The sequence below is a fragment of the Phenylobacterium sp. genome, assembly GCF_041919955.1.
In the GTDB taxonomy this organism is placed as follows: Bacteria; Pseudomonadota; Alphaproteobacteria; order Caulobacterales; family Caulobacteraceae; genus Phenylobacterium.
This window is the reverse complement of the sequence record NZ_JAYRSU010000002.1, coordinates 127509-154215: the sequence shown is the minus strand read 5'-3', so window position 1 is coordinate 154215 and position 26707 is coordinate 127509. Positions and strand designations below refer to the sequence as shown.

Sequence of the window (26707 nt, the reverse complement as noted above, 5' to 3'; positions counted from 1 at the left end):
GTCAGCCCCGGCGCCGGGGCGCGCCGCTTAGGGCTTTTCGTTGCCGAACAGCAGGATCCAGTCGGCCTCGGCCTGGATGCGGGCGAAGTAGCTCCAGGTCGGGATCTCCATCGCCTTGCGCAGGTGCGGCTTGGCTTTGTCGTACTCGGCGCGAAGGATGTAGTACTGGGCCAGCGTGTAGCTGGTGGACGACTTGATGCCGTCCGAGGTGCTGAACGCCTTGCCGGTGTCGCGCTCGGAATAGAAATCGAGCGGGTCGCGTAGCTTCTTGAACAGCTGGATCCCGTCGAAATAGTTGTTGCCCTCGGAATTGTCCCGCAGGTCATAGAGGTCGATGTCGTAGTTCTTCAGCAGCTCCTTGGCCGCCGCGTAATGGGTGCCGCGGGCCAGCGACAGATATTCCCAGTATAGCGAAGCGGTGACGTCCGGCGGACCGCCGGTTCCCTCGCCGATCTCGCCGGCGCGGTGGAACCACTTGGCCGCGGCGTCGAAGTCGTGCTTGGCGAAATAGGCCTGGCCCAGGTGGTAGTAGGTATAGAATTGCACGACGTCCGGGCTGGCCGGGAACGGGCCGAGCTTCTCGCGCTCAAGCGGCTTGTTTTCGTAGAGCTTGGCCGCACGCAAGCCGTCCTCGATCGACTTGTCGAACTCGCGGATGCTGAAATAGCGGTGGGCGCGGTGGCGAAGCAGCTTCGGCGCGTCGGGGTACTTCTTCAGGGCGACGGTCAGGACCTCGATGGCGTCCTTGGGCAGGCCCTGATAGCCGAGCAGGCGCGCGTACCACGTCGCGCTGTCGACGGTCATGTTGGACTGATAGGCCGCCTTGGCAGCCTCTGCAGCCTTCTCCAGCTCGTCGCCGGTCCCAACGTTCACCGGATTGCGGCCCTTGGCGTACAACGCCTGGCCGAACAGATCCTTGCCCTGATAGCTGTCGGGCGGGGTCTGAGCGCCCGCCGCCCCCGCCGCGCCCAGGGCCATCGCCGCCACGGCGCCAACCAGCGCAAACTTCAAGCCGTTCATCGAAATCCCTCCCAAATACTCAGCACGCATCCGCAGCCTCACCCGATCACGTCGCGGTAGAGGCGGCGGACGTTGTTCCCCATCAGCTTGTCGATCTGCGCCTGGCTGTAGCGGCGCTTGCGCAGCTCATCGCGCACCACGTCCATGCGATGCGGCCCGTTCATGCCGTCGAGATAGAGCGGCCAGTCGTCCGGCTTGATCTGCGATCCTTCTTCCTTGAGCAGGATCTTCAGCTCTTCCTCGGTGTCGGGAATGACCCGGTGGTCCCGGTCGCTGCCAATGCAGACGTGGTCGATCCCGGCGACCTTCACCGCATGGTCGATGTGGTCGAAATAGAAATGGCGGTTCTTGGTCTTGGCGCTGGTCAGGAAGGTGCGGATCTGGGTGATCCCGACCAGACCTCCCTTCTGAGCGACGGCGCGGATGTTCTCGTCGGTAGTGTTGCGACGGTGATCCCACAACGCCTTGCAGGCGGTGTGGGAGATGATCAGCGGGCGCCTCGAAGCCGCCACGGCGCCGGCGATGGTCTTCATGCCGCCATGCGACAGGTCGACCAGCACGCGCTCGGCTTCCAGGCGCGCCACCATTTCGCGGCCGAACTCGGTGATGCCCGGATCGTCGTCGACGAAGCAACCCGCTCCTGACCGGTTAAGGTCGTTGTAGGTCAGCTGGATGCTGGTGACGCCACGCTCGCGCAGCCTGGCGATCTGGCCGAGGTCGGCCTCCACCGGCGTCGAGTTCTGAAGGTTGTAAAACACCGCGATCTTGCGCGCGGCCAGGGCGCGGTCGACGTCGGCGGCCTTGATCGTGCGGATGAACTGCGCCGCATTGGCGTCGTAGTAGCGATCGTAGATCTCGATGTCTGCCAGGGTCTGGGCCAGGGCCTTCTCCGCCTCGACCTTCGGGTCGGTGACAGTCACGGCGATGGCGCGCGTGCCGCTGGCCAGGATCTCCTCGATCAGTTGCGGGGTGTAGATCGTGCGCATCTCGCCCAGCGCATCGAACACCACCGGAGCCTCGGCGGCGAAGGCCCGCGGGGCGGCGGCGAGCGCGGCGCCCGCCATGGCCGCCTGCAACAAAGCCCGTCTCGTCGCCATCGCACCCTCCCCTAGGGCGCGCGCAGCGCGCCCCTACCGGCGGTGTGTGCGGCAATCTGTAAGCTGAGCGCCCCGCCTTCCTTTACATATTAGAACGACGACTTTCGATTTTGGCAAGTGCGGAATGCATAAATGTAAAAATTGGCAGCCAAAATCTGCCAATCTGCAACCTAACGTTCGACCGGTTCGGGCGCGGAAGTCGGGATGAAGGGCATATCCTTCTGGGAGAAATTCTCGGACAGGACCATGTAGGTCTGGGTGCGGACCACGCCGTCGATCAGCTCGATGCCGTGAAGAATCGCCTCCAGGTCCTCGTAGTGACCGGCCTCCAGCTCTACGATCACGTCGAACTCGCCGGTGATGGTGCAGACGTAGCGCACCGTCGGGAACTGCTTGATGACTTCGAGAATATCGACCGACTTGCGCGGCTCGCGGTTGAGCAGGACGTAGGCGCGGATCGGCGCGTTGGCGAAGGTCGGCTTCAGCTCGACAGTGTAGCGGTTGATCGCCACTTCCTCGAGCTTCTTCATCATGTTCTGCAAGGTCGGGCGACTGACGCCCAGTTCCTTGGCCAGATCGGTCACGCTCTTGCGCGCGTCTTCGCGAAGAAGCTGAAGCAGCTCTTGCTCGCGCTTGGTGAGAGTCGCCATCAAGTCCCGGGTTCCCTGATCGCCGCATGCCGTCTCGGCGCGCGGCAGTTCTAGTCCGCCATTTCCATCACGGAAAAGCATGATCCGCCAGATGTGACGATTTGGTCAAAACTTTTGCAATTTGCAAAGCAGATCGCCGCATGTAGAAGCAATCTGATAAGCAGAGGCGCCGTCCGCGCCGCATCCCGGATCGTCGAGTTCATGTCCAACGGCGCGTCGCAAGCCCTTTACGCCCCTCTCCCCGCCAATGTCGATATCGCCCGGCCCGCCGCGCGCGCGGCGTTCCTGCAGGCGTTCCTGGGGGACCAGCCCGACGGCGACCTGCCGGTCACCAGCCCGATCGACGGCTCGCTGCTGGCGCGCCTGAAGACCGACTCGCCGGCGCAGATCGAGGCCAAGATCGCCAGCGCCGACGCCGCTTTTCTGGCCTGGCGCAAGGTCCCCGCCCCCCGCCGCGGCGAACTGGTTCGGCGGTTCGGCGAGGTTCTGCGGGCGGCCAAGGCCGATCTGGCCCAGCTTGTCACTCTCGAATGCGGCAAGGTGTTGAGCGAGAGCCTCGGCGAAGTGCAGGAGATGATCGACATCTGCGACTTTGCGGTCGGGCTGTCGCGCCAGCTCTACGGCCTGACCATCGCTTCCGAGCGACCGGACCACCGCATGGCCGAGACCTGGCACCCGGCCGGGCCGGTCGGGGTGATCAGCGCCTTCAACTTCCCCGTCGCCGTCTGGGCGTGGAACGCGGCGCTCGCCTTCGTCTGCGGCGACAGCGTCGTCTGGAAGCCGTCCGAGAAGACCCCCCTCACCGCGCTCGCCTGCCAGGCCCTGTTCGCCGAGGCGGCCAAGGGCTTCCCCGAGGCGCCGGCCGGCCTGCTGGAGGTCGTGATCGGCCAGCGCGAGGCCGGCGAGATCCTGGCCGACGACCGCCGCCTCGCGGTGATCAGCGCTACGGGTTCGACCCGCATGGGCCGCGAGGTCGCTCCTCGTGTCGCCGCCCGCTTCGGCAAGGCGATCCTGGAGCTTGGCGGCAACAACGCCGTCATCGTCGCGCCGACCGCCAACCTCGACCTCGCCCTGCGCGCCATCGTGTTCGGCGCCGCCGGCACCGCCGGCCAGCGCTGCACCACCACCCGCCGCCTCTTCGTGCACGAGTCGCTGCACGCCGACCTGACCGACCGCATCAAACGCGCCTACGCCTCGCTGCGGATCGGCGACCCATTCGAGGCCTCGACCCTGGTCGGCCCGCTGATCGACCGCGCCGCCTTCGAGGCGATGCAGTCGGCGCTGGACGCGGCGCGGGAAGCGGGCGCCAAGGTCGCCGGGGGCGAGCGCGCTCTCGCCGAAAGTCATCCAGACGCCTTCTATGCGCGCCCGGCCCTGGTCGAGTTCGACGCGCCAGACGCCAACGTCATGACCGAGACCTTCGCGCCGATCCTCTACGTCATGCCCTATCGCGACATCGAGGACGCGATCGCGCGCAACAACGCCGCGCCCCAGGGCCTCTCGGCCTCGATCTTCACCAACGACCTGCGCGAGGCCGAGCTATTCACCTCGGCGCTGGGGGCCGACACAGGCATCGCCAACATCAACCTGGGCACCTCGGGCGCGGAGATCGGCGGCGCGTTCGGCGGCGAAAAGGAGACCGGCGGCGGGCGCGAGTCCGGCTCCGACGCCTGGAAGGCCTATATGCGCCGCCAGACCCAGACGGCGAACTACGGCTCGGCCCTGCCGCTGGCCCAGGGCGTGGTCTTCGACATCTAGCGCGCGCCGAACACCCAGGACGTCGCCTCCGCCACCTTCGCCGACAGGTCGGCCGGCGGAGGGGCGTCGGGATAGAGCACCCTCAGCCAGATCACACTGGCCGCATCGGCGATCATGGCGTCGTCCGCGCCCATCTTCGCCGCGAGCTCGATGAAGTCGGGGTCGGGATAGACCACCAGCTTGCGGACCAGTTCGTCCATCATCGCGCCCAGCAGCGTGACCATCAGCATGACCGGCGCGTCCTGCAGCCCCTCGCGGTGGCGCATGACGCTGGCCGTGACCCGCCGGTACCAGGCCCGGTTCGTGGCCTGGGCCAGCCTGGCGAACTCCGGCGCCTCGTCGCCCAGTTGTAGGATACAGCGCACCAGGCCCGGATTGCCGCGACACAGGGCGATCCATTGCCGGTTCGCGAACCGGATCGAATCGAAGGCCGAGCGCTCGCGCGGCGGATCGATGTGCAGCGGGAAGAAGTCCTCCAGCAGGCTGGTCAGGACGGTCAGCGCCGCGTCGGTCTTATCCTTGAAATAGACGTAGAACGAACCTTCGGCGACCTGCGCAGTCTCGGTCACGTCGGTCACGCGCATGGCGTGATAGCCCTTTTGTTCCAGGACCTTGGCGGTCGCCACCTTGAGGCGCTCGCGTGTTCTCTGCCCCTTCTGCTTGGGCGGGTCGGTCTGAAGGCGGGCCTCGAGGTGATCGATAAAAGAAAGCGTCATGAAGAATCCTGTCCTGGACCCGACCATATCGGGCCGTTGACGAATTTCCAAAATTGAGGTCAATCTCAAAAATATTCTTCAACGAGAGTTCGCCATGCCCGCCTCGCAACACAACACGGTTCTGGACATCCCGACGGGCGCGGAGGTCGGCGTCTCCGACTGGATCGTGGTCGACCAGGAGATGATCAACGGCTTTGGCAGGGTGACGCTCGATCCGGATCCTATGCACGTCGATCCGGAGTGGGCCGCGGACGGCCCGTTCGGGGGCGCCATCGCCTTCGGCTTCCTGACTGTCTCGCTGCTGACCCACATGCTGCACTCGGCCATGGGCACCCATCCCGGCAAGGAAAACGCCGCCCTTGGCCACTACCTGAACTACGGCTTCGATCGCCTGCGCCTGGTTTCCCCGGTGCCGGCCGGCGCGCGCATCCGCGGCCGCTTCGTCAAGCTGCGGCAGGACGAGGACGAGAAGGGCCGCTTCCGCACCACCTTCGACTGCGTGGTCGAGATCGAGGGCGCCGACCGCCCCGCCCTGATCGCCCAGTGGCTGTCGATCTGGGTCCCGGCCTAGGCCGTCCGACCATGGCGCACCCGGTTCCACTGCGCCGTACGGACCTGCTGGCCTATGCGGCCGGCTCGTTCGGCACTGGCGTCTTCTCCACCGTCCCCACGGTGCTGCTGCTGTTCTTCTGCACCGAGGTGCTGGGGATCGCCGCGAGCTGGGCCGCGGCCCTGGTCTTTGCGCCCAAGGTGTGGGCGATCGTCTGGGATCCGTTCGTCGGCGCCTGGTCCGACCGGACCGCCGGGCGGTTCGGCCGCCGCCGGCCCTTCTTGCTGGCAGGAGCTCTGGGCGTGGCCCTCGCCTTCGTAGCGGTCTTCACCCCGCCGCCGCTCTCGCCGGCCGGCCTGCTCGCCTGGACGGGGCTCAGCTACTTCGCCCTGGCCACGCTCTATTCACTGTTCGCTGTGCCCTACGTGGCGATCCCGGCCGAGGTCGGCGACACCGCGCAGACCCGCGCGCGCCTGGTCGCCTGGCGCATGGGCGTAGCCATGGTCGGCGTGCTGGCCGGCGCCGGCGTCGCGCCGCTGATTGTCCAGGCGGCCGGCGGCGGGCGCGGCGGCTATGGCGTGATGTCCCTGGCCATCGCCGCCGCCTGCGCCCTGGCGATGTTCGGCCCGATCCTGATGCTGCGCGGGCGCGACGTCGCCGCCGAGCGCCCATCAGGCGCCACCGCGCCGCGGCTGCGCGATCAGCTCGGCCGCGCGTTCCGCCACCGGCGCTTTCGCCTCCTCGCCCTGGCCTATGTGCTGCAACTGACCGCCGTCGGCGTCGTCTCGGCCGCCATCCCCTATCTCGTCACCAAGTCCTTCGGGCGCACCGAGGGCGAGATCGGCCTGGCCATGATCGCAATGCTGGGCGCCACCACCCTGGCGGTGCCGGCCTGGGCCTTTATCGGGGGCCGCATCGGGGAGGCCCGCGCCTTGAGCGGCGCGGCGCTGCTGTTCGCGTTCAGCGCCGCGGCCCTGGGATGGGCGGCGGGCGCCCGGCTCTCCTGGCCGCTGGCCCTGCCGCTATTCGCCCTCGCGGGCCTGCCGTTCGCCGGCATGCAGGTGCTGCCCTACACCATCGTCGCCCACCTGATTCACGCCGAGGCCGGCGGCTCGAGCGACGAGGGCGTCTTCACCGGCGTCTGGACCGCCACCGAAAAGCTCGGCCTGGCGCTCGGCCCCGGCGTCGTCGGCGTCGCCTTGCAACTGGCGCACGGCGACATTGACGGCCTGGCCCGCGTGGCTGCGATCGCACCCGGCGTCATGGCGCTCGCCTCCCTGCCCCTCCTCTTCGCGTCGGCCCGCCGGGCCGCTCCATCGCATCTGAAGGCCGCCGAATGACCCAGCCGCCCCTCCTGCCCCGGATCAGCGACTACGCCGCCTGGCTCGCCGAACGACATCCAGACGACGAGGCGCTGGTGCTGGGCGATCGGCGTATCAGCTTTGCTGAGCTGAACGCGTCGGTCGACGCCCTCGCCCGCGCTCTGCTGGCGGCCGGCGTGCGAAAGGGCGACCGGGTCGCGACCCTGCAGACGCCGCACCCCGACTATCTGACGGTGTTCCTGGCCACCGCCTCGATCGGCGCGATCTGGGTCGGCCTTAATCCCCGCTACCAGCGCGGCGAGATGCTGCACGTCGTCACCGACGCCCAGCCCAGCGTCCTCGTCACCCGCAGCGACATCGAGGGCCGGCGCTATGACGAGGACGTCGCGGCCCTGCAGGCCGCAGCGCCCACCCTGCGCCACGTCGTGGCCTTCGACGGCGAACGCACGCCTGTCGGCGCAATGGCGATGTCCGAGTTCCTCGCCGCCGGGACCAGCATCTCGGACGCCGCCCTGGACGCCGCACGCGCCGGCTGCGGCGGGCGCGATCCGTGCCTGATCGTCTACACCTCCGGCTCGACCGGCGCGCCAAAGGGCGCGCTGCTGGCCCACGACGGCATCGCCGCCTTCTGCCTGTCGCAGAACCGGCTCTGGCCGCTGTCGCCGTTCCGAGCGGTGAACTACTTCCCGATCAACCACGTCGGCTGCGTGATCGACATCAGCCTGCCGTGCCTGCTGGCCGGCGGGACGCTAATCTTCATGGAGCAGTTCGATCCGGCCGGATGCCTGGCCCTGATGGAACGCGAGCGCGTGACGATGTGGGGCTCGGTGCCCAGCGTCTTCCAGCTCCAGATCTCGCTGCCGGACTTTGAGGACTACGACCTGTCCGCCGTGCAGTTCATCCTGTGGGAAGGCGCGGCCATGTCGCGCGAGCTGATCGAGCGGCTCCAGGCCGTCCAGCCCAACATGGCCACCAACTACAGCATGACCGAGGCGCTCGGCATCACCATCGTCACCCCGACCAGCGACCTCGACGTGCTGAGCCGGACGGTCGGCGAGGCCTTCCCCGAGGTCGAGATCCGGCTGGCGGGCGCCGATGGTCGCCAGGTCCCCGATGGCGAACCCGGCGAGGTCCAGACCCGCTCGCCCTTCAATCTGATCGGTTATTGGAACCGCCCCGAGGCCACCGCGCAGGCCTTCACGAACGACGGCTTCTTTCGCACCGGCGACCTGGCCGCGCGCCGGCCGGACGGCCGCTATCGGATCGTCGGGCGGCTGAAGGAGATGTACAAGTCCGGCGGCTACAACGTTTATCCGCGCGAGGTCGAGACGGCGATCGAGGCCCATCCGGCCGTCGCCCAGGTCGCGGTGGTCGCCGCCCCCGATCCTGTCTGGCAGGAGGTGGGCGTGGCCTACGTCCAGCCGAACGGCGCGCTCGAGATCGCCGAGCTGGAAGCCCACTGCCGCACGCGCCTGGCCAACTACAAAATCCCCAAGCGCTTCGTGATCGAACCCGACCTGCCGCTGCTGCCGATCGGCAAGATCGACAAGGTCGCCCTCAAGCGCCGCGCCGCCGAAGAGATTTGAGCATGTCCCCCATCCTTTACGCCGAACACGCGGGCGTCGCCCGCGTGACCCTCAACCGTCCGCGCCGCCTGAACGCCATCAACGCCCACCTCGCCGCCCAGCTCGCCGCCGCCCTGGCCCGCGCAGTCGCCTCCGAGACGGCCGAGGTGGTGATCCTCGACGCCGCCGGCCGGGCCTTCTGCGCCGGCGACGACCTGGAGGAGTTGGCGGCGGGCACGATCGACGCCAAGGGCGCCGAGGCCTTCGTCGGCCATCTCCAGGATGCGACCCGCGCCATGATGTTCGGCGATAAGCCGGTCATCTGCTCGGCCCAGGGCTGGATCGTCGGCGGGGGCGCGGCCTGGCCGCTCAATGCCGATTTCTGCCTGGTCGCCGAAGACGCCGTATTGTTCTGCCCCGAGGCCTCGCACGGGCTGTTCCCGACCGGCGCCGCCAGCGTGCTGCTACCCGAGCGGGCTGGCGCCGTCGTCGCCAACCAGGTGCTGTGGCTCGGCGCGCGGCTGAACGCCCAACAGATGGTCGCCCACGGCCTAGCCCACGCGGCTGTCCCGCCCGGCCGCCTTGCCCAGGAAGCGGAAGAACTCGCCCGCCGCCTCCTCGCCCTGCCCGCGGTCTCGCGTCGGCGGCTCAAGCAGGCCCGCGCCAATGACCTGCGCGAGCGGTTGGAAAGGGCGCTGACCTTCGAAACCCGCTGCTGCCTGGATGCGGCGGTCGATCCGCAGGTTCGCGCCCGGGCCGCCGCCCGCGCCTGATGGGCGCTGCTCGTCGTCGCCAAGAAAAAGGCCCCCTCCGAGGTTCGGAGGGGGCCTCGTCGTCACTAAGGACGCCAGGCTCGCATGGGGAGGACCACCGAACTGTCCGCGCCCCGGTGGATCTCGAACCGCTCGGATCCGCTCGCCGGGAAGCGATGGAAGGTGTCGGCGTCGGCCCCGCCGATGGCCAGGCGCACGCGATGGCCCTTGCGGATCAGCGCCGCGGTCGGCGCCAACGCGAACTCCAGGGTGAAGGCCTCTCCCGGGGTCACCGGCAGGGCGTCGGCCTGGTCGAAGCTGTGCGGCGCGGGGCCCTGGTCATAGGGCAGCTTCGCCGGATCGGCGGGCTTGCGGTGGATCGCGCGGAACTGCCCCTCGGTGATATAGGTCACCCGTCCGTCCGGCGCGACGTCCTCCAGATAGGCGAACACCGCCGGGTCGCTCGACAAGGTCGCCAGCTTCAACTTCACCACCGGATAGCCGGCCAGCTCCATGTCCTGGGTCATGACCGGGCCGTCATAGACGATCAGCTTGGCGTCCGCCTCGCGGCGATCGGGATAGGCCGGCGGCGCCCCGAAATTGGTCGTCCAGCGGGTCGCCTTGCCGGTGCTGGCGGTGAAGTCCACGTCGTAGCGGTCGACGCCGGCCGCGGCCTTGCCGCTCGTCAGCTTGCCGCCGGCGTCCAGAAGCAGACGCTGGGGGCTCATGCCGGCCGGGGGCCAGCTCACCGACTTGCGATAGGTCCCTGCACCCAGGACATAGTAGTTTACCGACCGCTTGATTTTCTGGCCGGAGCGGACTCGGTCGACGAATGCGAAGTGGCTGGCGAACTGTTCGTCGACGCTGGGCAGAGGCGTCTTGCGCGTGGGATCGAACGGATCGGCGCCGACATTGCCGCCATGGTTGTTGGCGGTGATCCAGACCTCGGCCGGGACCTCCGGCGCCGAGCGGAAGCGATCAAGGGCCGCGGCCGCTGTGCCGGCGTCCATCCACGAACCCCAATATTGCACGGGCTTCTTCTGCGCCCGGATGCCGGCGAGGTCGGCGGCCGGCGACGACGAGAACATGGTGTAGCCGTTCAGGCCCTTCTGGTCGCGGAACAGCGCGCCGGCGTAGTCGTCCGGCCCCCACCGCGTGCGCCCGCTCACCGCCTCGCGCAACAGCTTGCGGTCCGCGTCCTCATCGACCGGCTGGAGGGTCGGGAACAGCTTGGCGCAATCCTCCGCCCGCTTGGCGCAGTCGAGGCCGCCGTCGCGGCCGTCGCGGCCCTGGTCGATCTCGCGCGTATAGCCGCCCCAGCCATTCAGCATGTAGTCGTTGGTGACGCCGCCCGGGTAGAACAGGTTCGTATAGGCGTCGAAGTCGGTCTGCCGCGGGACGGCGGCGATCAGGGCCGGCGCCGGGCGGCTGGTCGCGCGGTCGGCGGTGTCGGCTGAATAGGAAACGCCGGAAGCCACGACCTGGCCGTTCGACCAGGGCTGGGCGGCCAGGTGGGCGACAATCTCGTCGGTGTCGCGCACCTCTTCGGGGCCGATGTCCACTGCGCGCGGACCGAACGAGGCGGTCGAGCCACGGGTGTCGACGATGGCCACCACGTAGCCAGCCTTGCGCCAGTGCTCGCCGTAGCGCGCCTCGGTGGCCCGTCCATATCGGGTCTGCAGCAGCATGGCGGGGGTCTTGGCCTTCGGCTCGGCCCGGCCAGGGAAGTAGAGGCTGATCGCCACCTTCACCCCGTCGCGCATGGTCAGATAGTACGACCGATCGCTCCAGCCCTCCGGCTTGACGCCAGTCGCTGGCGCCGGCTGGGCGAGGGCCGCCGTCGGCTGCAGCGCCGCGACGGCAGCCGAAATCATCAGGACTTGCAATAACTTCAGACGCATTCGTCAGATCGCTTTCATCGGGGGAAGAGCGCCTCGGCGCTCACGGCTTCCACTTGCGCATCGGCAGTTCGATGGCGCTGGGCGTCCTGGCCCCGTAGTGGATGTCGAAGCTGGCCGAACCGTTGGCGGGATAACGACGGAAGGTGTCGGCGTCGTGCCCGGCGATGGCCAGCCGCAGCCGATGGCCCTTGCGGATGAGCGCCGCCGTCGGCAGCAGGGCGAACTTCACCTCCATCACCTCGCCCGGCCGCACCGGCAGGGCGTCAGCGCGGTTGAAGCTGTGCGGCGCGGGTCCCTGGTCATAGGGCAGACTGGCCGGATCGGCGATCTTGCGGCTGACCAAGCGCAGTTGCCCTTCGGTGACGTAGGTCACGCGTCCGTCCGGCGCGACGTCCTCCAAGTACGCGAACACCGCCGGATCGTCGTGGCTGGACGCCATGTGCAGCGTCACCACCGGATAGCCGGCCAGTTCCATGTCCTCGGCCTGGGCCGGTCCGTCATAGACGATCAGCTTGGCGTCGGCCTCGCGCCGGTCGGGATAGTCCGGCGGATTACCGCCCTGAGTGGACCAGCGCGTCTTGTCCCCGGTCGTCGCGGTGAAGTCGATGTCGTAGCGGTCGTGGCCGCCAGCTCCCCCGGCCTTGCCGACCAGACGACGCCCCTCGGCCAGGGACAGCCGCACCGGCTTCACGCCCTCCGGCGGCCAGACCGCCGTCCTGCGAAACACGTCCGCGCCCATGACGTAGTAGTTGATGACCCTATGGGTCTCGCCGCCGGCCATGATGCGGCGCTTGAACTCGTCGCGGATGCGGATCTGCACGTCAACGGCCGGCAAGGGCGTCTTGCGATTGGGGGCGAAGGGATCGCCGCTCACCCGCTGGGAATGGTTGTTGCCGGTGATCCAAAGCTCAGCCGGAACCTCAGGCGCCGAGCGATAGCGCGCTAGGGCCGCGTCCGCCGTCCCGGCGTCCATCCACGATCCCCAGTACTGCACCGGCTTGCGCTGACGGCGGATCTCGGCGAGCGCATTTGCGGGCGAGGAGCCGAAGATCGTGTAGCCGTTGGTCCCCTTGTCGTCGCGAAAGCCGCGATCGCCGGCATAGGACTCCGGCCCCCAATGCTCGCCCCTCCCGGCCAGCGCCTGGCGCAGCAGGGTGAAGTCGCTATCGCCGTCCACCGGCTGCAGGATCGGAAACAGCTTGGCGCAGTCCTCGACCCGCTTCCGGCAATCCAGGCCCTGCCCTTCGCCGTCGCGGCCGAGGTCGATCTCGCGCGCGTTCTCGGCCCAGCCGTTGCGGAACCAGTCGTTGGCGACCCCGCCCGGGAAGAACAGGTTGCGATAGGCGTCGAAGTCCACCGCCATCGGCACGGCCCCAACCAATGCCGGCGCCGGCCGGCTGGTCGACCAGTCCGAGGTGTCGCCGTTGTACGAGCCGCCCGTGGTGATCACCTTGCCGTTCGACCAAGGCTGGGCGGCGAGATGGGCGATGATCTCGTCCATGTCGCGCACCTCTTCCGGGCCGATGTCTACAATGCCCGCCCCGCCGCCGCGTCCGGTCCCACAGGCGACCAATCACCCCTGCGGCCATGCGCGCTGCCCGCTCTACGAAGCCACGCGGGGCTATGCGCCCACCGACGCCGCACCGCCGCCGCGCCAGTTTCAGTATGCCGATTGGGACGATGAGGAGGTGCGGCGATGAGCTTTGGCCGCCTGATGGAGATCTACCAGTTCTTCTGGATGTTCGAGTCCCATGCCCAGCAGCGCCTCGCATGGCAGGACGCGGCGCAGGCGCGGATCGCACGCGAGCGCGCCGAAGCGCTCGCCGCCGCCCAGCTTCGCGCCATGCTGGACGCCAACCCAAGCGGACAACTTGGCAATGCGCAACTGAACGATCCGGACGGCCTCGAACAATCGGGGTTGTTATGAGCGTGCCCGCCCCCTCTTCCGGCAGGCTCCGGCGCGGGATCGAGCTTGGCTTCTTCAATGGCCGCGCGCTCGTCTATGGCGGTACCGAACCCGTCGCCATCGACGCGCAGGCGGGCAAAGGGAAGCTGACCCGCTTCCTGGGCGTCAATCTCGTCTCGCCGCGCACCGCGCACCTGACCAAGATCATCACCGACCCCAAGGACGGCGAACTTTCGTGGGCGTCATGGAAGACGCTGGAGCGCCAGGGATACCGCGTGCGCTTCATCAATCCGGGGCGTCTCTACGGCTATCCGGGCGAGACGTATAACTTCAACACGCGGCTTTTAGAGGTCGCCCGGCGTCCCGAGCTTCACGGGCTCGTGGGCGAGGCCGCGTATGATGCGGCCTCGTATCTCGTGCCGATCGATCCCGACCCGAAAAGCCGCTGGATCGGTCAGGGCGTGAGGACAGCGTTTGCGCTCTACAACAAGATCACGGCGCTCTTCCCGTCGCAGCGCTGGCGATGCTCGCCGGGAGGCTTGTGGGACTTCTTTGGACGCGGGCGCGAGGAGATCGCGGACGACCTTCTCGTCTGGGCGTCGGATTCACGGCTTGAGGACGATGCGGGCATGTGCCGCCAGATCGCGAGCCTCACGGGATCGCGCGATCAGTGGAACGCTTATTCCTCGGCCATCATCGAACGCTTGCAGGGCTTTCAGCCCGGATCGGCGGCGCGGGCCGCGACAGAATCCAACTCGTTCGATCCGGCGGACATGAAGCATGAGCGCACCGCGCTTTTCATCATCGGATCGGCCCGCAGCGATACCAGCCGCACCTTTGTCGGCGCGATGGCCGCCGCCGTCATCGAACGCTTCGCCGACGCGCACGGGCCGCTTCGCGCGCTCGTCGTCGGTGAGGAATGGGGGCAGCTCTATGTCTCTAACTTCTATGAAATCCTGACGCTCTACCGCGAAGGCGGGATCAATTTTCTCGGTGTATTCCAGAACGCGGCGGCGCAGATCGAGGCGAAGTATGGCCGGGAAACCGCCCGCATCTGGAAGAAAGCGGTCGCCCATACGGTCTATCGCGGCCTCCCCGATACCGACACGCTCAAGGAGATCGAGCACCGCTCGGGGAAGACGAGCGTGATGGTGCGCGGCTTCAACGTCTCGAACAACCAGGTCAACGGCTCGGGCGACAACCTGGTCGAACAATCGCGCCCCGTCCTTCAGGTGGAAGACGTGCGCCGCGCGACGGGCGGCGAGATGGGATTGCTGGAATCCCGCGACCACGGGTTCTTCACGGTGGAGATGCCCAACTTCTGGGAGCGCCGCGAAATGGGCGGCATGCTCCGCGATGTGCGAGGCCGCCCCGACAAATATGCGTGGCTGTCGAACAGGCCGCACGCCCTGCCCGCCCCGCAAAGGCCGCCATTAGAGGAAGTGGAGTTCGCGGACGTTGCGATTGAGGAAATGCTGGCGCGGTTGCGGCCTGACGAGCGCGGGTAGTTACTTTTCCAGTTGGTCCAGATGAAAGGACAAGCCCCGATAGATCATATCGGTAAACACCCCATCGAACGAACCAATCCGGTGAATTCGGGCATAGCTCTGGAATAGCGTCTGATCCTGCGCTTTGATGTCGATCACACAGCTCTTATAGACGACAGGCGCACCATTCGCGGTTTGCTGCGCGAGGGCGTCAAAGTCCCTTTTGGGGTGGTGAGGATTCTCGCACGCCAGCGCTACGAGGCGGCGATAGGCCATTCCCTGATTACCGCGTCCGAGCTTGATCTCAATAGCGAGCTCTTCGATGTGAGCTTTCATCTGTTCGGTGACCGTACAGGTCGCCCTCGGCTTCTTCCGTTGCGCCATTCTCGCCCGACTTTCCGACTTTATTGTCAAATCTGTCACATACAACGCGGGCTTGTAAACCGGCCCGACGGTTTGGACCGATCCGACTCTACCGATCCAAACGACCTAGCGGCCCCGTCCCACTCGCCAGAAGGGAGCAATTCATGATATAGGATTTAAGAATTAAACCCCACCAACGGGAGAATTTCGATGAAGCTATTCAGTATATTCGGACGAAAAAATCGAACCAAAGAGCTTGAAGAGACTATAGACGAGCTTCTTTTAGATAAAGATAGGCGCGAATCCCAGCTCAGAGACTTGAACAAGGAGACCGCGAAAACCATCTTGGATCTCAGAGCAAGACTTCACGATAAGCACCAGCTCCATTGATCGGGAGGATCATCGTGCCGCCGCTTACGGACCAAGGCGCCCTCGTTGCGGGCGTGGCGACAACGGCGGCAGGATTGTTGGTGTGGGCGATCGACAAAATTGTGGGAGCGTTACTCGAACAGAGAGCGATAGATCACCTTCGCCGAAAGAGAGACAGCAGACGCCCCCCCATCGAGGCAATCGACAGTTCCGAAGTCGAGACCCTCAAATTGCAGATTCAGATCACGACCATCGTCGCTCATGAGGCACTTAAGCAGCGCGACGCTTATCGCGAAGCCCTCGTTCTCGAACGCAAACAGCGCGAACGGCTGGACACGCATACAGAAGAAATCGCGGAAGAACTGACGGACGTTAAACCCGATCAGCCCCCGCCGAACGCCGCCAGAAGGGAGCTTTAGCGCCCCCTCTGGTCAAGGAAGCCTCACGGCGCGGCCATGGCTGCGTCCTTGACCATTCACCCCGCACGCTCGCCGCTCGGGGCAGGGTTGCAGGGAGGCCTGCAACCCGCCGGACAATCAGGCGCTCAATGACCGCTGAACACATGCACCTCGTGATGGCCGAGCTGGATGGTGAAGACATCGCCGTTGATGTCCGCATCCCGCGCCATCGCCTCATAGTCGATGTAGTAGCGCAGCGCGTCGGGGACGCTGATCGTCTCTTCGGTCACGCCCTCCAGGTAGTCGGCAAGGCTGCGGTAGCGTCCCAGATAACGATCTTCCAGCGCGCCGCGCGCCTCGTCCAGATCGCCCCCGAAATGCGAGAGCACCGCGCCGCCAAGTTCGCCATGTTCGGCGATGAATCCGGCGAGTTCGCACACGCGCCCGATGCCGGAATATTCCTCGATGGTCGCGCCCTCAAAACCTTCATAGTCATGGATCGCGTATTCTTCGGCGTCCGGCTCCGGCGATGCCGCCAGCATGCGGGCGATCTCCCCCCTCACCTCGTCCTCACCAAGGCCAGCGTCGATCCATGCGCCGTGCAGGGTGCCGCTATTGTAGGCCGCGAGGCAGGCCACATAGATGCGGGGTTTTGTATTCGTTCGGGTTTTCTCCATTCTCTTTCTCCTTGGGATTGGGTTCATCTGAACCCTTGCCCTTCGGCGAGAATGGGGGTGCAAGCGGAGGGAGCCTTCGCGGGGACCCGGCTGCAAGGAGCGCGCAGCGCGGATGAAGCCGGGCGGAAGGCTCTTGGAGCGCGCCGGGGGCGAAGCCCCAAGCCTTCTCCGACGCTAGCGCTCGGACAGCGCCGCCGACCAATCCTGACCGCCATAGAAGATGCGAAGAATCGTCACGCTTCTATCATTCACGGTGAATGCGATGGTCAGACGCCGCTCGAAGCCGACCGTCCTCAGCCCAGGCGCGAGATCGTCGCGACGGGTTCCCCGCTCGGAAGCGACCTCAAAACCATCGAGAAATTTCTCGATGCGATCAACGTAGGCAAACGCTGTTCCGGGCGTGGCCGCATCGGCTATCCATTGGTACAGCGCGAGAAGATCGGCCTCCGCTTCGGGCGTATAAACAACGGCGCGGCGGATCACTTGCGGTCCTTCAGGCGCTCCTCGTGATGCGCACGAATATTGGCAAAGACGGATTTTGACGACAGCACCCGCGACGGGTCCGCTTTGGTCGCCTCATAGGTCGGCAGCACTTCCTCGCGCAGCCAGCGCTCGACAGCCTCGTCACGCTCTCTCAAAGCGCGCAGACCGGCTCGGACGACTTCACTGACCGACGCATAGTCGCCAGACTCGACCTTCGCATCGATAAACGCGGCTTGGTCACTGGGTAGGCTGATCGTTCTCTTTTCAACTGTGGGCATGGCTCACCTCTCTTCATCATCATACCATAAGGTATGACTTATTCACACCACTTTGATGTGTGCGATATCAGCACGTTACGGGCCGCCGCCAACGACGCCGAGGTTCGCAACACCCAAAAGGCGAGAAATTCCCGCCTCCGGTGAACTTTTAAGCCTCGCCGATCACAATTCTTAACATGTGGTTGCCTGCGAGTAATTTGGTGATTACCGACAACCCTGGGTGAGGCAGAACAACGTTCTCATAAAGGGGCTTATTCAATGAAACAGTTGGCTTGCTCGGGAGCGCGTATGCGCTCGGCCACACTTGCCGGACTTTCTCTTCTCGCTATTTCCGCTCTACCTGCCAGCGCCGCGACCGTCGAATTCCAAAACGTGACGGGGACCTGGTCCAACATCCTCGGCGGCTCGAACGTCGGCTACACAGGTAACGGGACCGGCAACGCCAAGGTGCGCTGGGGCGACTCCCAGGGCTCGGGCCAAAGCGGCTATAACTTCGTCGGCTCGGCGTTCGGCCCGGTCACCGTCAATCCGCCCGGCTCCTCGGGTGTCTTCACGATCGGCACGTTCGAGCATGTGAACCGTCCGATCGGCAGCGGCACCTCGATCACCGGCATTGCGCTGGCCTTCAGCGCTGACGTGATCGTCAACGGCCAGAATCTCGGCTCGAAGACCTTCAACTACAACTTCTCCCATTTGGAGACGCCGAACAGCAGCAACCCCTGCGCCAATGGCCAGTCGCAAAACGCGCCGATCAACGCGAACGGCTGCGCTGACCGGGTGACGATGAATTTCAACTCCCTGTCCGACACCTTCATGATCGGCAACGAGGTCTACACGCTCAACCTCGCGGGCTTCCTGATCGGCGGCAACCCTGCCTCCGAGTTCTGGACCAAGGAAAACGCGGTCAACAGCGCCTATATCCAAGGCAAGATCGACCTGTATTCCGTCGCTGCGGGCGTTCCCGAACCGGGAACCTGGGCGCTTATGATTACAGGCTTTGGCGCTGCGGGCGTGGCGGTTCGCCGTCAGCGCCGCTGGAAGACTCAGGCGACGGCCTGATCGGTCCACCCAAGCGACGGATCAGCCCGCCCGCCTAGCGCTTCGCCCTTACGAGGCGTGCGGGCTCCGATCGACACTGTATAGGGGAAACGCCGTCTCGTTCGGGGCGGCGTTTTTCATGCTTGCCGCTCAGCGCTTCGCGCCTCTGCGCGGCCCCAGCCAGTCCGCCAGAGGTCCGGCGACATCCTGCGCGGTGATGCTCGTCAAAAGATCGAGCGCGGCCTCGCGGATAGCCCGATCGTCCTGTGGCAGATCATCCGACAACTCGGCCAGCAATGTTGCCGCAACGTCATCAAGCACGTCGTCATCAATCCAGCGCGCAAGGGCCCGGATGAGATGCTCCGCGGCCCGGACCCGCAGGAACGGCACCTCTGTCATGCGTCGTTGCTTCGCGCTGAAGGTGTCGGAACGCTTCGAGCCCGTCCTTCAATGTTGCGCTCCAGACGATCAAGCACCTTCTTGAACTTGACGGGCGGCAGGGCCTGCAACCTGGTCAGCAGGTAGGCCAATCGCTGGTTGGCCGCCAGCACGTCCCACCCCTGCCCGTCGGGGTCCGATGCCCCCGCTGGAAGCAATGCGCCGGGTTGCACACCAAGAATATCTGCGAAGCGGCACAACATGCTCGCCGACAGTCTACTTTTGCCGGTTTCATACTTCTGGATCTGCTGGAACGTCAGACCAGCCGCGTCGGCAAGAGAAGCCTGCGTTACGCCGATGAGTGTCCGAAAGGCCCGCAAGCGAAGACCGATTTCCCGGTCCACATCGCCAGCGCGGCGGACGGTTGTTGCCTCGCCAAGCCACTTTGCGTCGTCGGCCACCGACATGCCCTCTTCACTCAAACGATGCGACATTAAAGGACATTAAATTTCCTACTAGGATGCATTCGCAACTTCTTCCGCACGAATGCAGTGCCGTACCGTGCAGTTTGGCGGCGGCGATCGATGGGTCCGGGAGAGCGAAATCTCCCGGTCGTGGTCCAACGGCGAAACGGTGGCGCGCATCCAATCCGCGTAGGGTTGGTCAGGATTGCATAAGGGCAGGAACGCCCTTTGCTCGCACCCAAGGCCGATGCCTTGGTGCAGGTCCAGGGCGGCATACGCCTGGTCATGGGTGTCGGGAGCAGGAACGCTCCTGACTGGTGATGCAACGGCCAGTCGTTGCGGTGGCGTGAGCGAAGGTCCGAAGGGCCTGAGAGAGCGCCAATGGCCGGGAGGAATGCAACAGGAGGCGCGCAGCGGGCCTCCTTTGCCAAGATTTGCGGGTACTACCCGAACATCTTGCACTCTACGAAAGAGCCAAAACTGCCTTAGCCGTGATCCCTTACGAACCGCCGCGTCCGGTCCGTCACGAAGAGAAACGACATCACGTATGGAGGCTGACCCAGTGAATGATGCGCATCTATCACCTTGCTCTCTTCGAGATAGGCGAGCGCGCTGTTCAGCCTCCGGACGGGCCAGTCTGCGAACCAGGACGCCACATCTTCGGCGATGTCCGCCTGACTGACGCCCTCGCTCACCAGGCGGTTTGCAACAGCCACCGCGTCCTTCTGATTATCGAAATCGAGGAAGTGGCGGTCGAACTCCACAAAGAGTCCGATGAGCGGCCAGAACCGCATATCGTCCATTCGCTGGGTTTCGATCAGAGCACTGTCTGACAAATCCAGAACACCGAGTCTGACATCTTCCTCGGGAAGCCCGGTCGCTTCGGCCACCTTCGCGACGGTCGTTTGCGGATCGAACTTGCAGCCGTTGACGCTGTTTGTAACGAGATAGCGGGCGACCGCCACGGCGCTCGCCGACCAACCTTCGATCCCTGACGGCGCGTTCTGGACGTAGGTTGGCTTCTCGCCCCGCGGCGGCTTTGTGCTGACACCGTGAATGTCGGCGATGAGCGCAGCGACCTCGGCCTCATCGTCCAGATCCGTCTCAGGACAACGCAGCGTTTTCAGGAACGGCGACAGGCGCGTGATCGGCACGCCGATACGCAGGCCCATGAAACGTGACTCACCCTGGACGGCCTGAAGGAAGCCCGCGTCGATCTCAGTTTCGACCCAGGGCTTGCCGATGGAATTTTCGGTCAGAAGGACCACGAAGTGCGTGCAGTCTGAGAGCCCGCTCTCCATCTTGCGGCGCAGGCTGTCGCCCGTCCTGATTTCCCAAGCGTCAAGCCAGACTTCGATCCCCGCCGCCATGAGCTTTTCGGCAAGAGGCCTTGCAAGGGATTCGTGATCTTCCGATGCATGGGCCAGATAGACGTGAGGAACTTCCTTGGCGGCAACAGTCACGTTCTCAACCTGGCCCTTCTCCAATCCCAGACGCCGCTCCAGCTCCCGCGCAAACTCGGGAGAACCCTCGGTACGAATGACATACCCGTCATTGCCCTTGCGACGCACGAATACGGCGGGCCGCTTCCCGGTTTGGGGATCGACAATAGCCCCGGCCGTGCCGCGCACCTTTTCCTCGATCGCCGCGAAGGCCTGATCGAGCATCTTTTGTTTGATGCCGTCCATAAACTGCTTCTGGTTCACGGTGCGGCCACCGAGCTTGAACTCAAATCCCTTCGCCATGCCCCAAGCTTAACCGAACTAGCGGAACATAGGAAGAACCTCCACCTACGTGGCGTAGTCCCGCTCCGCCCCAGAAGGGCTCCCCCTTCTTCAGAACCTCCCGCGACATTGCACGCAGCGAGGGAGAGGCTTGGTTTCGCGCGCGTTAACATTGTAGCGTGGCCGCAGGCGGAGCTGTGCGGGGAGGCTCAATTGATCTGGCGAGGCGCGGGAAAACTGACGCTGGTCCTCGGAATGGCGCTTCAGCTCGCCATTCCAGTTGAGGCGCTGGCGCAGAACAACAATTTCTACCGCCAGCAACAATGGCAGCAGCAACAGCAGTTGCAGCGCCAGCAGGAGATGCAGCGCCAGCAGGCGATGCGCCAGCAACAGATGCTGCGCGACCAGCAGATGCGCCAGCAGCAGGCGCAGCGTCAAATGCAGATGCAGCGGCAGAGGGCGTGGCAACAGCCACGTTCACAGCCGGGCTTCCGTCCCCAGCAGGGCGTTCAGAGGCCGCAGCAGGCGCAAGGCGGATTCCGGATCTTCCGCAGCCCCCAGCAGCAGGGACAACAATATGGCCGCCCCCTGCCCCGTCAGCAGGCCGCCAACCAGAACCGCTTTTCGATCTTCCGCAGTCCCAGCCAGCAGCCTGCCGCGCGGCTCTGGCGCAACAATCCCCAAAGCCAGAACGCCCTCGCCGCCCAGCGGCGTAGCTTCTTCAACGCGGCGCGAGGCGTGACCGTCCGTTCCGGGCAGTTCCTGCGAGCGAGCTATAGCGCCCGTGCAGCCGATGCCCGGCGCTGGCTCTCCTCCCGCACGGTCACAGCGCAGCGCGGCAGCAATAATGGCGGCGCGCGCGCCTGGTTCGCTCAATGGCGGGGGAAGTTTTCCGGCCCGAAGGTCGTGGCCGGAGGGAACGGCAGCAATGGCGGCAACGGGGGACGTCGCCCACCGTTCTCGGCACAGATCGCGGCGAACGACAACAAGGCATACGAGGGTAAAAGCAAAGCAACCGGCTTTCGTGGTTCGCGGGGATTTGAACTCCAAAATCCGAGCTTCCAACCGCGCCGCAATCAAGGAGGCAAGGTTGGCCAAAGAGAATACAGCGGCCACGCATTCGATCAAATGCAGAACCGCGGCATAATGCCGTCAGTTGTGGAGAACACTATAAAAACGGGAAAATCTTATAGCACAAGGCCCGGAACAACCGGATACTATGACAAAAATAACAACATCACAGTTATAGTGAACTCAAAAAGCGGACGGGTTATTACGGTAATTACCGGGGGAAATAATGGAAAATTCTAGACAAGACGAAATGCTAAGGGACATAAAGAGAGCTATGCTATATGAATGGGATCCCATCGGCGTATCTGAGATTGAGGCAGCGCACGATGAGTACGACAGCTACGCAATAGAACTCACCTCGCTCATTAGGTCAGGGATCAGCGAGAATGAGATTTTTACCTATTTGTGGGACATCGAAACCCAACATATGGGGCTCGAAGGAGATCGAGCCAACACGCAGGCTTTTGCAGCGAAGGTTGCGAAACTGCGCAGTATCTAGCTCTCTATTGAGATTCGCGCGGCTTAGGGGACCTACTCCGCCCCGCCACCGCCCTTCATGTAGTTGCGGAGGTTGCGTGAGAAGCGGTTCATCGTCCCGCCCTGACAACCGAATTCATTGACGAACCGCATGCCGTCCTGCTGGGCATCCCCAGGGATTTCATTGGCATCGTATGCGGGGATCAACTCCTTGATGGCGCGGGGGTCCTGCGCCATGCGGCCATATGCCTGCAACTGATTCAGGAACATCTCCATCCCCTTCTCGGGCGTAATGCTGTCGATCATGTCCGAGGCCGTCTTGTTCCGCATGGCGTCAACCTCGGAGGTCTTGAAGGCCGAGGCGTTGCCGCAAACCTGACGCACGGCGTCTGCGAAGTTCACCGCATACGCCCGGAGATGAAAGTCGCTGTAGCCCGCATTTTCATAGCCGCTGTTGTTGTAGATCGCGGCCAGCGCGCCGGGCGCTTCATACGTCTCGAAGTTGGCCTCGGTAGCCTCACCCATGATGACAGGGCCGCCGCCTAGAAGACTTGTGACCGCGCCCAGCGGCAACAGGCCGATATTGGTAAGCGCCCCGAGCGCGAGACCGACAGCGCCGCCAAGGGCGAGCGTCTTGACCGGGCGGGAAAGAACCATCGCCATTATCGCCCCCTTAGACCGGAGAATTCGTCATGCCGGGATTTTCGGTGGCGCGGAGCCACGCATCCTGGACAAGCTTCTGGTATCCAACGTCATCGAAGCTCGCCATGCCGACGCTCGCGGCCATCTGGCGGAACAGCGCCAGGAGGCCCGCGTCCGACGCGACGTTTTCCCTGACGAGCACTGCCTCGAGCGCCGCCGCCACCGCGACAGCGTCCAGAGCGGCAAGGCGAGCAAATTCGCGGATCGAGGCGTCGGCGATCTTCCGGCCTTCGGAGAAGGTCGCACGCTGGCTTTTGACTGCCGTCGCCAGCGCCTTCTTCTCAATGTCGTTCGCGCTTGCGAGGGCGGGCAACAGATCGCCGTCCAACGCCTTGCGCGCGGCACGCCCGACGCGGACACTCGACACCAGCTGGTCGAGCAGTTGATCGGGCTGCGCAGACGGCGCTCCCGCCTTGGGTAGATTGAAGATCGGCTCACCGCTGCGATCGGCGGCATTCGCGACGTTTTGCGCCAGCTCTTGCCCCGCCGCCTGCGCCGTGGCCGCCGATTTTGCGACAACCGTCTTCAGGCCGCCGAGGTGCTTGTCGACTTTCTGCTTTCCCTTGTCGGTGCGGTAGTAGACGACGAAGGCAGCGGCTCCGAGCAGAACGAAGACGACGGGCGGGTTCAGGTACATCGAGACGGTGAGTCCGATGAGCATGCTGGCGACGAACAGGATGACCGTCTTCGCCCGTTCGGGAAGGATGAACGGCTTCTTGCCCCCCTCGGCAGCCCCGGCCGCTCCAGCGGCCTCCAGCGCAGCGGCAGGCTTCATCCGTAGAACGAACACGATCGCCCCGATCAGGACGGCAAGAATGACTATCGTGGTCACGATATGCCCCGACTCCCCAGACACGGACGGGACGCGCGTCACCTATGGCGGCTTGCCCCATTCCCCTGCAACGCAGAATAGTCAGGAGCGGCCTTGCGACAATAGTGCGCACGCGGCAGGTGAGAGAAAAGCGCCACAGGCGCAAAACAAGGGGGAAATATTGTGGCCAGACGCACCTCGCCTCAGGAGCAATTCGAAGACGAGCAGCCAAAGCGGGGCCTGTTCTGGCTGCTCTTTCGCATGCCGGGCGCAACGCTTCTTTGGCTGCAATACATGTTCCCGGCCAAAGGCGATGTCTGGGGCTCGGCGCGGCGCTACCGCAATCCGGGTGCGGAGTTTCTCTGCACGATGATGCTCTATGGCTGCCTGGCGCTCATGGCGTACTTTCTATCTCAAGGTCACGAGCGGCCCTCGCACGGAAGTGAAACGGAGGCAGTCGCCGCCGACGCGCTCTATTCCGACGAGGTTCCCGAGCCTGCTCCCGCCGGCGACGTCATCGTCGCCGCGCCGGAGCCGCCGCCCGAACCTGTTTCCGATGAAGCGCCCACCTATGCGCCGCCAGACGCCGAAGAACTCGCCGCGAGCCCGCCGGAAGACCCGCCTTATTGAACAGGCGCGGCCGCGCCGCGCCTGTCATGGGTTAGAAGAGCGACAGTTGGCGGATGCCAGCTTCGATCTCGTGCCAGCCCTTGTTGGCGGCAGATTGTTCCAGCCACGCGAGAACGTAGTCACCGGGAGTTCCAAAGTCGTCGATCACCCCCTTCGAGATGAAGTGCGAGCGGTAGCCCGTCTCTGTGATCGGCAACGGCGCCCGCTGCGGTTCAAGGGTTTCGATCTGGAGATGATCGACGAAGCGTTGGCGCTCGAACGTCACCTGGACGAAGAAGCCACGCCAGTCGAGGGTTTCGGTGGTGATTGAGCGGTGATGGAAGGTCATTGCTGACCTCCCTTTCCTTCCGCGCCTTGCTCGCGCATCACGATCCGCCCGAGGACGGGCGCGGCGTCGAGCTTCACGTTGAAGCCTTTGCCGTCGGCGTTGGGCCAGGCCGCGCCGATGCGCACCCATCGGCTGGCCTCTCCTTCGCCTTGCACCACGTAGACGTTGTGGGTGGGTTTTGCAGGTTTGCTTGTCATGGATCTTCTCCTTTGTTCGAGGCCGCGACCATTCGCGGAAAACCTCACGGGGAGAGGACGGATCGGCGGGCCAGGCCGGAGATCAAACGCCGCCCCTGCGCCGCGAAAGCGGGGCGGAGCTGCACAAGCGTTCACGCGCGGAAGCGAGCCGCGTTGATGTCCGGCCACGCCGATCCATGATCCCCGAAGATGAGGTTTTTCGAGAAGGATGGCGCGGGTGGCCGGAGGAGATTCCCGGCGGGGAAACCTGAGAAGACGGCCTAATGCGGACGCTTGGCGATCAGGTGGGCGCGGTCACGGATTTCGTGCGGTGAGGCATCAGGTCCGAGCTCCTCCACCGCCGCTGCGTAGCAACCCAGAATGCGCTCGTAGACGAGCGCTTTGTCTTCGGGAAGGAAGTCGAGCACGCCCTGCATGAGGAAGTAGGCGAGTTCGGAGACCTCAACATCGTCGCCGCAGTCCGCGAGCGCACGGCGCAATCTGGCGACAACTTCGTTCTCCATGCACACCCTACCGCTCCGGCACCGCCAGCACGCATAACAGCGAAGAAGCCGCGCGGAAGACAAGAAAGGCGGCGGAGCAAGCTCCGCCGCCTTCAAGTTTTCGCTCGGAAAAGCGTTGGCGCTACGCGGGCACGAAGGCGCGATTGCGGCGGCGAAGCGCGGTCCCGGCCAGACCGAAGCCCGTAATCATCATCGCCCAGGTCGCGGGTTCGGGAACGGCGGAGACGGGAAGCGACATAGCGGGGAGAATAGTGCCATCGCTCCCCTTGACGCTGGTCAGCGAGATTTGCCGCCCGTCAGCATCAAAACCTAGAATCTGGGCAATCTTGACCGTGCTGAAGAAATTGGAGCTGGCGACCCCGTCGTCCGCAAAGCCTTCGGACGCAGCGTCCGTTCCCCAAGGGGTCAAGAAAGCGGCGGAGGCGCTCAAATACATATCAAGGAAGACATTCCCCCCGACGACATTGAAGAACCCCGACGTCACCTGCTGATTGATGGAGACAAGGGGGTCGTAGTAGTTGCCCGCAAGCCCATAGAAATTGACTTGCGTATCGGTACTGGGAGTCTGCGCCGCAATCAGGCTGATGCTCGCCAGAGTGTTTGGACCCGGCGTTCCCATGAGTTCGCCGTCGATATCAAAAACGAATTTGACACTGGCGAGTCCCGCCGCGCCCGTTACGGCGAGCGTGTCCATCACACGCGAACGCCCCTCCGCCGAATACAACGCAGGCATGCCGTCCGGATTTATCGAGCGGTCGCCATTCACGTAGACTGCGTTCACGTCATTCCAGAAGCCATTGCTCCCGGAAATGCTCGCAGAGGCCTTTAGGCCACCGCTCAGGGACGTTTGGGCCTGCGCCGCATAGCCAATCGTCGTGGTCGCCAAGTCGTAGTTCGGATCGAACCCCTGAAACGCCGCCGCCCCCGAGATGGCGGCTTGCGCGAGCGTGCTGCTGACAGAGTATTGCTGATTGGGGCCGTAGAGCACCCCTTCCTCATGCCACCCATCGAGGTCGGGATAGTGGTTCCCGACTTGGAAATGCGCCGACGATTCATAGACAGGCGCGGCTGCAGCCCGGTCCAGCGGCGAAA

Annotated in this window: 30 protein-coding genes and 1 pseudogene; 12 read left to right on the top strand and 19 right to left on the bottom strand. The window is 64.8% G+C overall.

Translation table 11 applies throughout. From position 1 onward, the window contains the following. Positions 1–27: 27 nt before the first annotated feature. The 3 genes from ACE3T2_RS02540 to ACE3T2_RS02530 form a co-directional block, all read right to left on the bottom strand. Positions 28–1020 carry a hypothetical protein gene (locus ACE3T2_RS02540; protein WP_374654367.1) on the bottom strand — a complete coding sequence of 331 codons (993 nt, stop codon included), beginning with the start codon at positions 1018–1020 and terminating at the stop codon, positions 28–30. Positions 1021–1058: 38 nt separating this feature from the next. Next, the gene (locus tag ACE3T2_RS02535; RefSeq protein ID WP_374654365.1) at positions 1059–2117 is read right to left on the bottom strand and encodes a dipeptidase; all 1059 of its coding nucleotides are present in this window, start codon (positions 2115–2117) and stop codon (positions 1059–1061) included. 170 nt (positions 2118–2287) lie between these two features. After that, positions 2288–2767 carry an Lrp/AsnC family transcriptional regulator gene (locus ACE3T2_RS02530; protein WP_374654363.1) on the bottom strand — a complete coding sequence of 160 codons (480 nt, stop codon included), beginning with the start codon at positions 2765–2767 and terminating at the stop codon, positions 2288–2290. Between the two features lie 201 nt (positions 2768–2968). On the opposite strand from ACE3T2_RS02530, the gene ACE3T2_RS02525 reads away from it, so the two are divergent. Next, the gene (locus ACE3T2_RS02525) at positions 2969–4525 is read left to right on the top strand and encodes an aldehyde dehydrogenase family protein (protein ID WP_374654361.1); all 1557 of its coding nucleotides are present in this window, start codon (positions 2969–2971) and stop codon (positions 4523–4525) included. Here the strand turns inward: ACE3T2_RS02525 and ACE3T2_RS02520 are convergent. Further along, positions 4522–5241, bottom strand: coding sequence for a TetR/AcrR family transcriptional regulator (locus ACE3T2_RS02520; RefSeq protein WP_374654359.1), 720 nt, complete (start codon positions 5239–5241; stop codon positions 4522–4524). The two genes, ACE3T2_RS02525 and ACE3T2_RS02520, sit on opposite strands and share 4 nt — an antisense overlap. A gap of 94 nt (positions 5242–5335) precedes the next feature. Here ACE3T2_RS02520 and ACE3T2_RS02515 point away from each other — a divergent pair, with 94 nt between their 5' ends. From ACE3T2_RS02515 to ACE3T2_RS02500, 4 genes are read left to right on the top strand one after another with little or no spacing between them, the layout of a single operon-like run. Beyond that, positions 5336–5812: a MaoC family dehydratase gene (locus tag ACE3T2_RS02515; protein ID WP_374654357.1), complete on the top strand. Its 477-nt coding sequence runs from the start codon at positions 5336–5338 to the stop codon at positions 5810–5812. Beyond that, the gene (locus ACE3T2_RS02510; protein ID WP_374654355.1) at positions 5785–7131 is read left to right on the top strand and encodes an MFS transporter; all 1347 of its coding nucleotides are present in this window, start codon (positions 5785–5787) and stop codon (positions 7129–7131) included. Before ACE3T2_RS02515 ends, ACE3T2_RS02510 begins: the two co-directional genes overlap by 28 nt. Beyond that, positions 7128–8699, top strand: a complete 1572-nt coding sequence (locus tag ACE3T2_RS02505; protein ID WP_374654353.1) for a class I adenylate-forming enzyme family protein — start codon at positions 7128–7130, stop codon at positions 8697–8699. The genes ACE3T2_RS02510 and ACE3T2_RS02505 overlap by 4 nt, the downstream gene beginning before the upstream one ends. A 2-nt stretch (positions 8700–8701) precedes the next feature. Further along, on the top strand, positions 8702–9451 hold the full coding sequence (locus tag ACE3T2_RS02500) for an enoyl-CoA hydratase/isomerase family protein (RefSeq protein WP_374654351.1): 750 nt from the start codon (positions 8702–8704) through the stop codon (positions 9449–9451). A 65-nt stretch (positions 9452–9516) separates the two neighbouring features. Here ACE3T2_RS02500 and ACE3T2_RS02495 read toward each other — a convergent pair whose 3' ends face one another. Then, positions 9517–11304, bottom strand: a complete 1788-nt coding sequence (locus tag ACE3T2_RS02495; protein ID WP_374654349.1) for a CocE/NonD family hydrolase — start codon at positions 11302–11304, stop codon at positions 9517–9519. A gap of 67 nt (positions 11305–11371) precedes the next feature. Then, positions 11372–12904 (bottom strand): CocE/NonD family hydrolase, encoded by a 1533-nt coding sequence (locus ACE3T2_RS02490; RefSeq protein ID WP_374654347.1) that lies wholly within the window; start codon positions 12902–12904, stop codon positions 11372–11374. Between the two features lie 123 nt (positions 12905–13027). Between ACE3T2_RS02490 and ACE3T2_RS02485 the strand changes: the two genes are divergently transcribed. Both ACE3T2_RS02485 and ACE3T2_RS02480 read left to right on the top strand, forming a co-directional pair. After that, entirely contained in the window at positions 13028–13258 is a 231-nt protein-coding gene (locus ACE3T2_RS02485) for a hypothetical protein (RefSeq protein WP_374654345.1), read from the top strand. After that, positions 13255–14745: a type IV secretory system conjugative DNA transfer family protein gene (locus ACE3T2_RS02480; RefSeq protein WP_374654343.1), complete on the top strand. Its 1491-nt coding sequence runs from the start codon at positions 13255–13257 to the stop codon at positions 14743–14745. Before ACE3T2_RS02485 ends, ACE3T2_RS02480 begins: the two co-directional genes overlap by 4 nt. Here the strand turns inward: ACE3T2_RS02480 and ACE3T2_RS02475 are convergent, their stop codons facing one another. Then, complete coding sequence (locus ACE3T2_RS02475; protein WP_374654341.1) at positions 14746–15108, bottom strand: hypothetical protein; 363 nt, start codon at positions 15106–15108, stop codon at positions 14746–14748. It lies immediately after the preceding gene. A 383-nt stretch (positions 15109–15491) separates the two neighbouring features. On the opposite strand from ACE3T2_RS02475, the gene ACE3T2_RS02470 reads away from it, so the two are divergent. After that, on the top strand, positions 15492–15875 hold the full coding sequence (locus ACE3T2_RS02470; protein ID WP_374654339.1) for a hypothetical protein: 384 nt from the start codon (positions 15492–15494) through the stop codon (positions 15873–15875). A 125-nt stretch (positions 15876–16000) separates the two neighbouring features. Here the strand turns inward: ACE3T2_RS02470 and ACE3T2_RS02465 are convergent, their stop codons facing one another. From ACE3T2_RS02465 to ACE3T2_RS02455, 3 genes are all read right to left on the bottom strand, one after another. Then, positions 16001–16531, bottom strand: coding sequence for an antirestriction protein ArdA (locus tag ACE3T2_RS02465; protein WP_374654337.1), 531 nt, complete (start codon positions 16529–16531; stop codon positions 16001–16003). A 174-nt stretch (positions 16532–16705) separates the two neighbouring features. Next, positions 16706–17014, bottom strand: a complete 309-nt coding sequence (locus ACE3T2_RS02460; RefSeq protein WP_374654335.1) for a type II toxin-antitoxin system RelE/ParE family toxin — start codon at positions 17012–17014, stop codon at positions 16706–16708. Beyond that, complete coding sequence (locus tag ACE3T2_RS02455; protein WP_374654333.1) at positions 17011–17292, bottom strand: type II toxin-antitoxin system ParD family antitoxin; 282 nt, start codon at positions 17290–17292, stop codon at positions 17011–17013. The genes ACE3T2_RS02460 and ACE3T2_RS02455 overlap by 4 nt, the downstream gene beginning before the upstream one ends. Positions 17293–17550: 258 nt before the next feature. On the opposite strand from ACE3T2_RS02455, the gene ACE3T2_RS02450 reads away from it, so the two are divergent. Continuing rightward, positions 17551–18351 carry a THxN family PEP-CTERM protein gene (locus ACE3T2_RS02450; protein ID WP_374654331.1) on the top strand — a complete coding sequence of 267 codons (801 nt, stop codon included), beginning with the start codon at positions 17551–17553 and terminating at the stop codon, positions 18349–18351. A gap of 129 nt (positions 18352–18480) precedes the next feature. Here the strand turns inward: ACE3T2_RS02450 and ACE3T2_RS02445 are convergent, their stop codons facing one another. The 3 genes from ACE3T2_RS02445 to ACE3T2_RS02435 form a co-directional block, all read right to left on the bottom strand. Beyond that, positions 18481–18729: a hypothetical protein gene (locus tag ACE3T2_RS02445; RefSeq protein WP_374654329.1), complete on the bottom strand. Its 249-nt coding sequence runs from the start codon at positions 18727–18729 to the stop codon at positions 18481–18483. Continuing rightward, positions 18726–19175 carry a helix-turn-helix domain-containing protein gene (locus ACE3T2_RS02440; RefSeq protein WP_374654327.1) on the bottom strand — a complete coding sequence of 150 codons (450 nt, stop codon included), beginning with the start codon at positions 19173–19175 and terminating at the stop codon, positions 18726–18728. The genes ACE3T2_RS02445 and ACE3T2_RS02440 overlap by 4 nt, the downstream gene beginning before the upstream one ends. Before the next feature lie 482 nt (positions 19176–19657). Further along, positions 19658–20917, bottom strand: coding sequence for a toll/interleukin-1 receptor domain-containing protein (locus ACE3T2_RS02435; RefSeq protein WP_374654325.1), 1260 nt, complete (start codon positions 20915–20917; stop codon positions 19658–19660). A 192-nt stretch (positions 20918–21109) separates the two neighbouring features. Here ACE3T2_RS02435 and ACE3T2_RS02430 point away from each other — a divergent pair, with 192 nt between their 5' ends. Continuing rightward, entirely contained in the window at positions 21110–22207 is a 1098-nt protein-coding gene (locus tag ACE3T2_RS02430; RefSeq protein ID WP_374654323.1) for a DUF4258 domain-containing protein, read from the top strand. Positions 22208–22241: 34 nt separating this feature from the next. After that, positions 22242–22466, top strand: coding sequence for a hypothetical protein (locus ACE3T2_RS02425; protein WP_374654321.1), 225 nt, complete (start codon positions 22242–22244; stop codon positions 22464–22466). A gap of 32 nt (positions 22467–22498) precedes the next feature. Here ACE3T2_RS02425 and ACE3T2_RS02420 read toward each other — a convergent pair whose 3' ends face one another. Beyond that, positions 22499–23107, bottom strand: a complete 609-nt coding sequence (locus ACE3T2_RS02420; protein WP_374654319.1) for a hypothetical protein — start codon at positions 23105–23107, stop codon at positions 22499–22501. Positions 23108–23117: 10 nt separating this feature from the next. Further along, positions 23118–23978 carry a hypothetical protein gene (locus ACE3T2_RS02415; protein WP_374654317.1) on the bottom strand — a complete coding sequence of 287 codons (861 nt, stop codon included), beginning with the start codon at positions 23976–23978 and terminating at the stop codon, positions 23118–23120. A 162-nt stretch (positions 23979–24140) separates the two neighbouring features. Between ACE3T2_RS02415 and ACE3T2_RS02410 the strand changes: the two genes are divergently transcribed. After that, entirely contained in the window at positions 24141–24587 is a 447-nt protein-coding gene (locus ACE3T2_RS02410; protein WP_374654315.1) for a hypothetical protein, read from the top strand. 31 nt (positions 24588–24618) lie between these two features. Here ACE3T2_RS02410 and ACE3T2_RS02405 read toward each other — a convergent pair whose 3' ends face one another. From ACE3T2_RS02405 to ACE3T2_RS02390, 4 genes and pseudogenes are all read right to left on the bottom strand, one after another. Further along, positions 24619–24915, bottom strand: a complete 297-nt coding sequence (locus ACE3T2_RS02405) for a hypothetical protein (RefSeq protein WP_374654313.1) — start codon at positions 24913–24915, stop codon at positions 24619–24621. Next, on the bottom strand, positions 24912–25112 hold the full coding sequence (locus ACE3T2_RS02400) for a hypothetical protein (RefSeq protein ID WP_374654311.1): 201 nt from the start codon (positions 25110–25112) through the stop codon (positions 24912–24914). The genes ACE3T2_RS02405 and ACE3T2_RS02400 overlap by 4 nt, the downstream gene beginning before the upstream one ends. A gap of 260 nt (positions 25113–25372) precedes the next feature. Next, entirely contained in the window at positions 25373–25615 is a 243-nt protein-coding gene (locus ACE3T2_RS02395) for a hypothetical protein (protein WP_374654309.1), read from the bottom strand. A 121-nt stretch (positions 25616–25736) separates the two neighbouring features. Further along, a pseudogene (locus ACE3T2_RS02390) lies at positions 25737–25841 on the bottom strand (PEPxxWA-CTERM sorting domain-containing protein); the annotation flags it as partial. Between the last annotated feature and the right edge of the window lie 866 nt (positions 25842–26707).

Bases quoted from the DNA above. Each gene is read 5' to 3' on its own strand.
- ACE3T2_RS02535 (WP_374654365.1), bottom strand. From the start codon at position 2,117: ATGGCGACGAGACGGGCTTTGTTGCAGGCGGCCATGGCGGGCGCCGCG.
- ACE3T2_RS02515 (WP_374654357.1), top strand. From the start codon at position 5,336: ATGCCCGCCTCGCAACACAACACGGTTCTGGACATCCCGACGGGCGCG.
- ACE3T2_RS02435 (WP_374654325.1), bottom strand. From the start codon at position 20,917: ATGGCGAAGGGATTTGAGTTCAAGCTCGGTGGCCGCACCGTGAACCAG.
- ACE3T2_RS02525 (WP_374654361.1), top strand. From the start codon at position 2,969: ATGTCCAACGGCGCGTCGCAAGCCCTTTACGCCCCTCTCCCCGCCAAT.
- ACE3T2_RS02475 (WP_374654341.1), bottom strand. From the start codon at position 15,108: ATGGCGCAACGGAAGAAGCCGAGGGCGACCTGTACGGTCACCGAACAG.
- ACE3T2_RS02445 (WP_374654329.1), bottom strand. From the start codon at position 18,729: ATGACAGAGGTGCCGTTCCTGCGGGTCCGGGCCGCGGAGCATCTCATC.
- ACE3T2_RS02440 (WP_374654327.1), bottom strand. From the start codon at position 19,175: ATGTCGGTGGCCGACGACGCAAAGTGGCTTGGCGAGGCAACAACCGTC.
- ACE3T2_RS02505 (WP_374654353.1), top strand. From the start codon at position 7,128: ATGACCCAGCCGCCCCTCCTGCCCCGGATCAGCGACTACGCCGCCTGG.
- ACE3T2_RS02455 (WP_374654333.1), bottom strand. From the start codon at position 17,292: ATGCCCACAGTTGAAAAGAGAACGATCAGCCTACCCAGTGACCAAGCC.
- ACE3T2_RS02530 (WP_374654363.1), bottom strand. From the start codon at position 2,767: ATGGCGACTCTCACCAAGCGCGAGCAAGAGCTGCTTCAGCTTCTTCGC.
- ACE3T2_RS02520 (WP_374654359.1), bottom strand. From the start codon at position 5,241: ATGACGCTTTCTTTTATCGATCACCTCGAGGCCCGCCTTCAGACCGAC.
- ACE3T2_RS02495 (WP_374654349.1), bottom strand. From the start codon at position 11,304: ATGATTTCGGCTGCCGTCGCGGCGCTGCAGCCGACGGCGGCCCTCGCC.
- ACE3T2_RS02395 (WP_374654309.1), bottom strand. From the start codon at position 25,615: ATGGAGAACGAAGTTGTCGCCAGATTGCGCCGTGCGCTCGCGGACTGC.
- ACE3T2_RS02485 (WP_374654345.1), top strand. From the start codon at position 13,028: ATGAGCTTTGGCCGCCTGATGGAGATCTACCAGTTCTTCTGGATGTTC.
- ACE3T2_RS02465 (WP_374654337.1), bottom strand. From the start codon at position 16,531: ATGGAGAAAACCCGAACGAATACAAAACCCCGCATCTATGTGGCCTGC.
- ACE3T2_RS02500 (WP_374654351.1), top strand. From the start codon at position 8,702: ATGTCCCCCATCCTTTACGCCGAACACGCGGGCGTCGCCCGCGTGACC.
- ACE3T2_RS02425 (WP_374654321.1), top strand. From the start codon at position 22,242: ATGCTATATGAATGGGATCCCATCGGCGTATCTGAGATTGAGGCAGCG.
- ACE3T2_RS02400 (WP_374654311.1), bottom strand. From the start codon at position 25,112: ATGACAAGCAAACCTGCAAAACCCACCCACAACGTCTACGTGGTGCAA.
- ACE3T2_RS02420 (WP_374654319.1), bottom strand. From the start codon at position 23,107: ATGGCGATGGTTCTTTCCCGCCCGGTCAAGACGCTCGCCCTTGGCGGC.
- ACE3T2_RS02540 (WP_374654367.1), bottom strand. From the start codon at position 1,020: ATGAACGGCTTGAAGTTTGCGCTGGTTGGCGCCGTGGCGGCGATGGCC.
- ACE3T2_RS02480 (WP_374654343.1), top strand. From the start codon at position 13,255: ATGAGCGTGCCCGCCCCCTCTTCCGGCAGGCTCCGGCGCGGGATCGAG.
- ACE3T2_RS02405 (WP_374654313.1), bottom strand. From the start codon at position 24,915: ATGACCTTCCATCACCGCTCAATCACCACCGAAACCCTCGACTGGCGT.
- ACE3T2_RS02450 (WP_374654331.1), top strand. From the start codon at position 17,551: ATGAAACAGTTGGCTTGCTCGGGAGCGCGTATGCGCTCGGCCACACTT.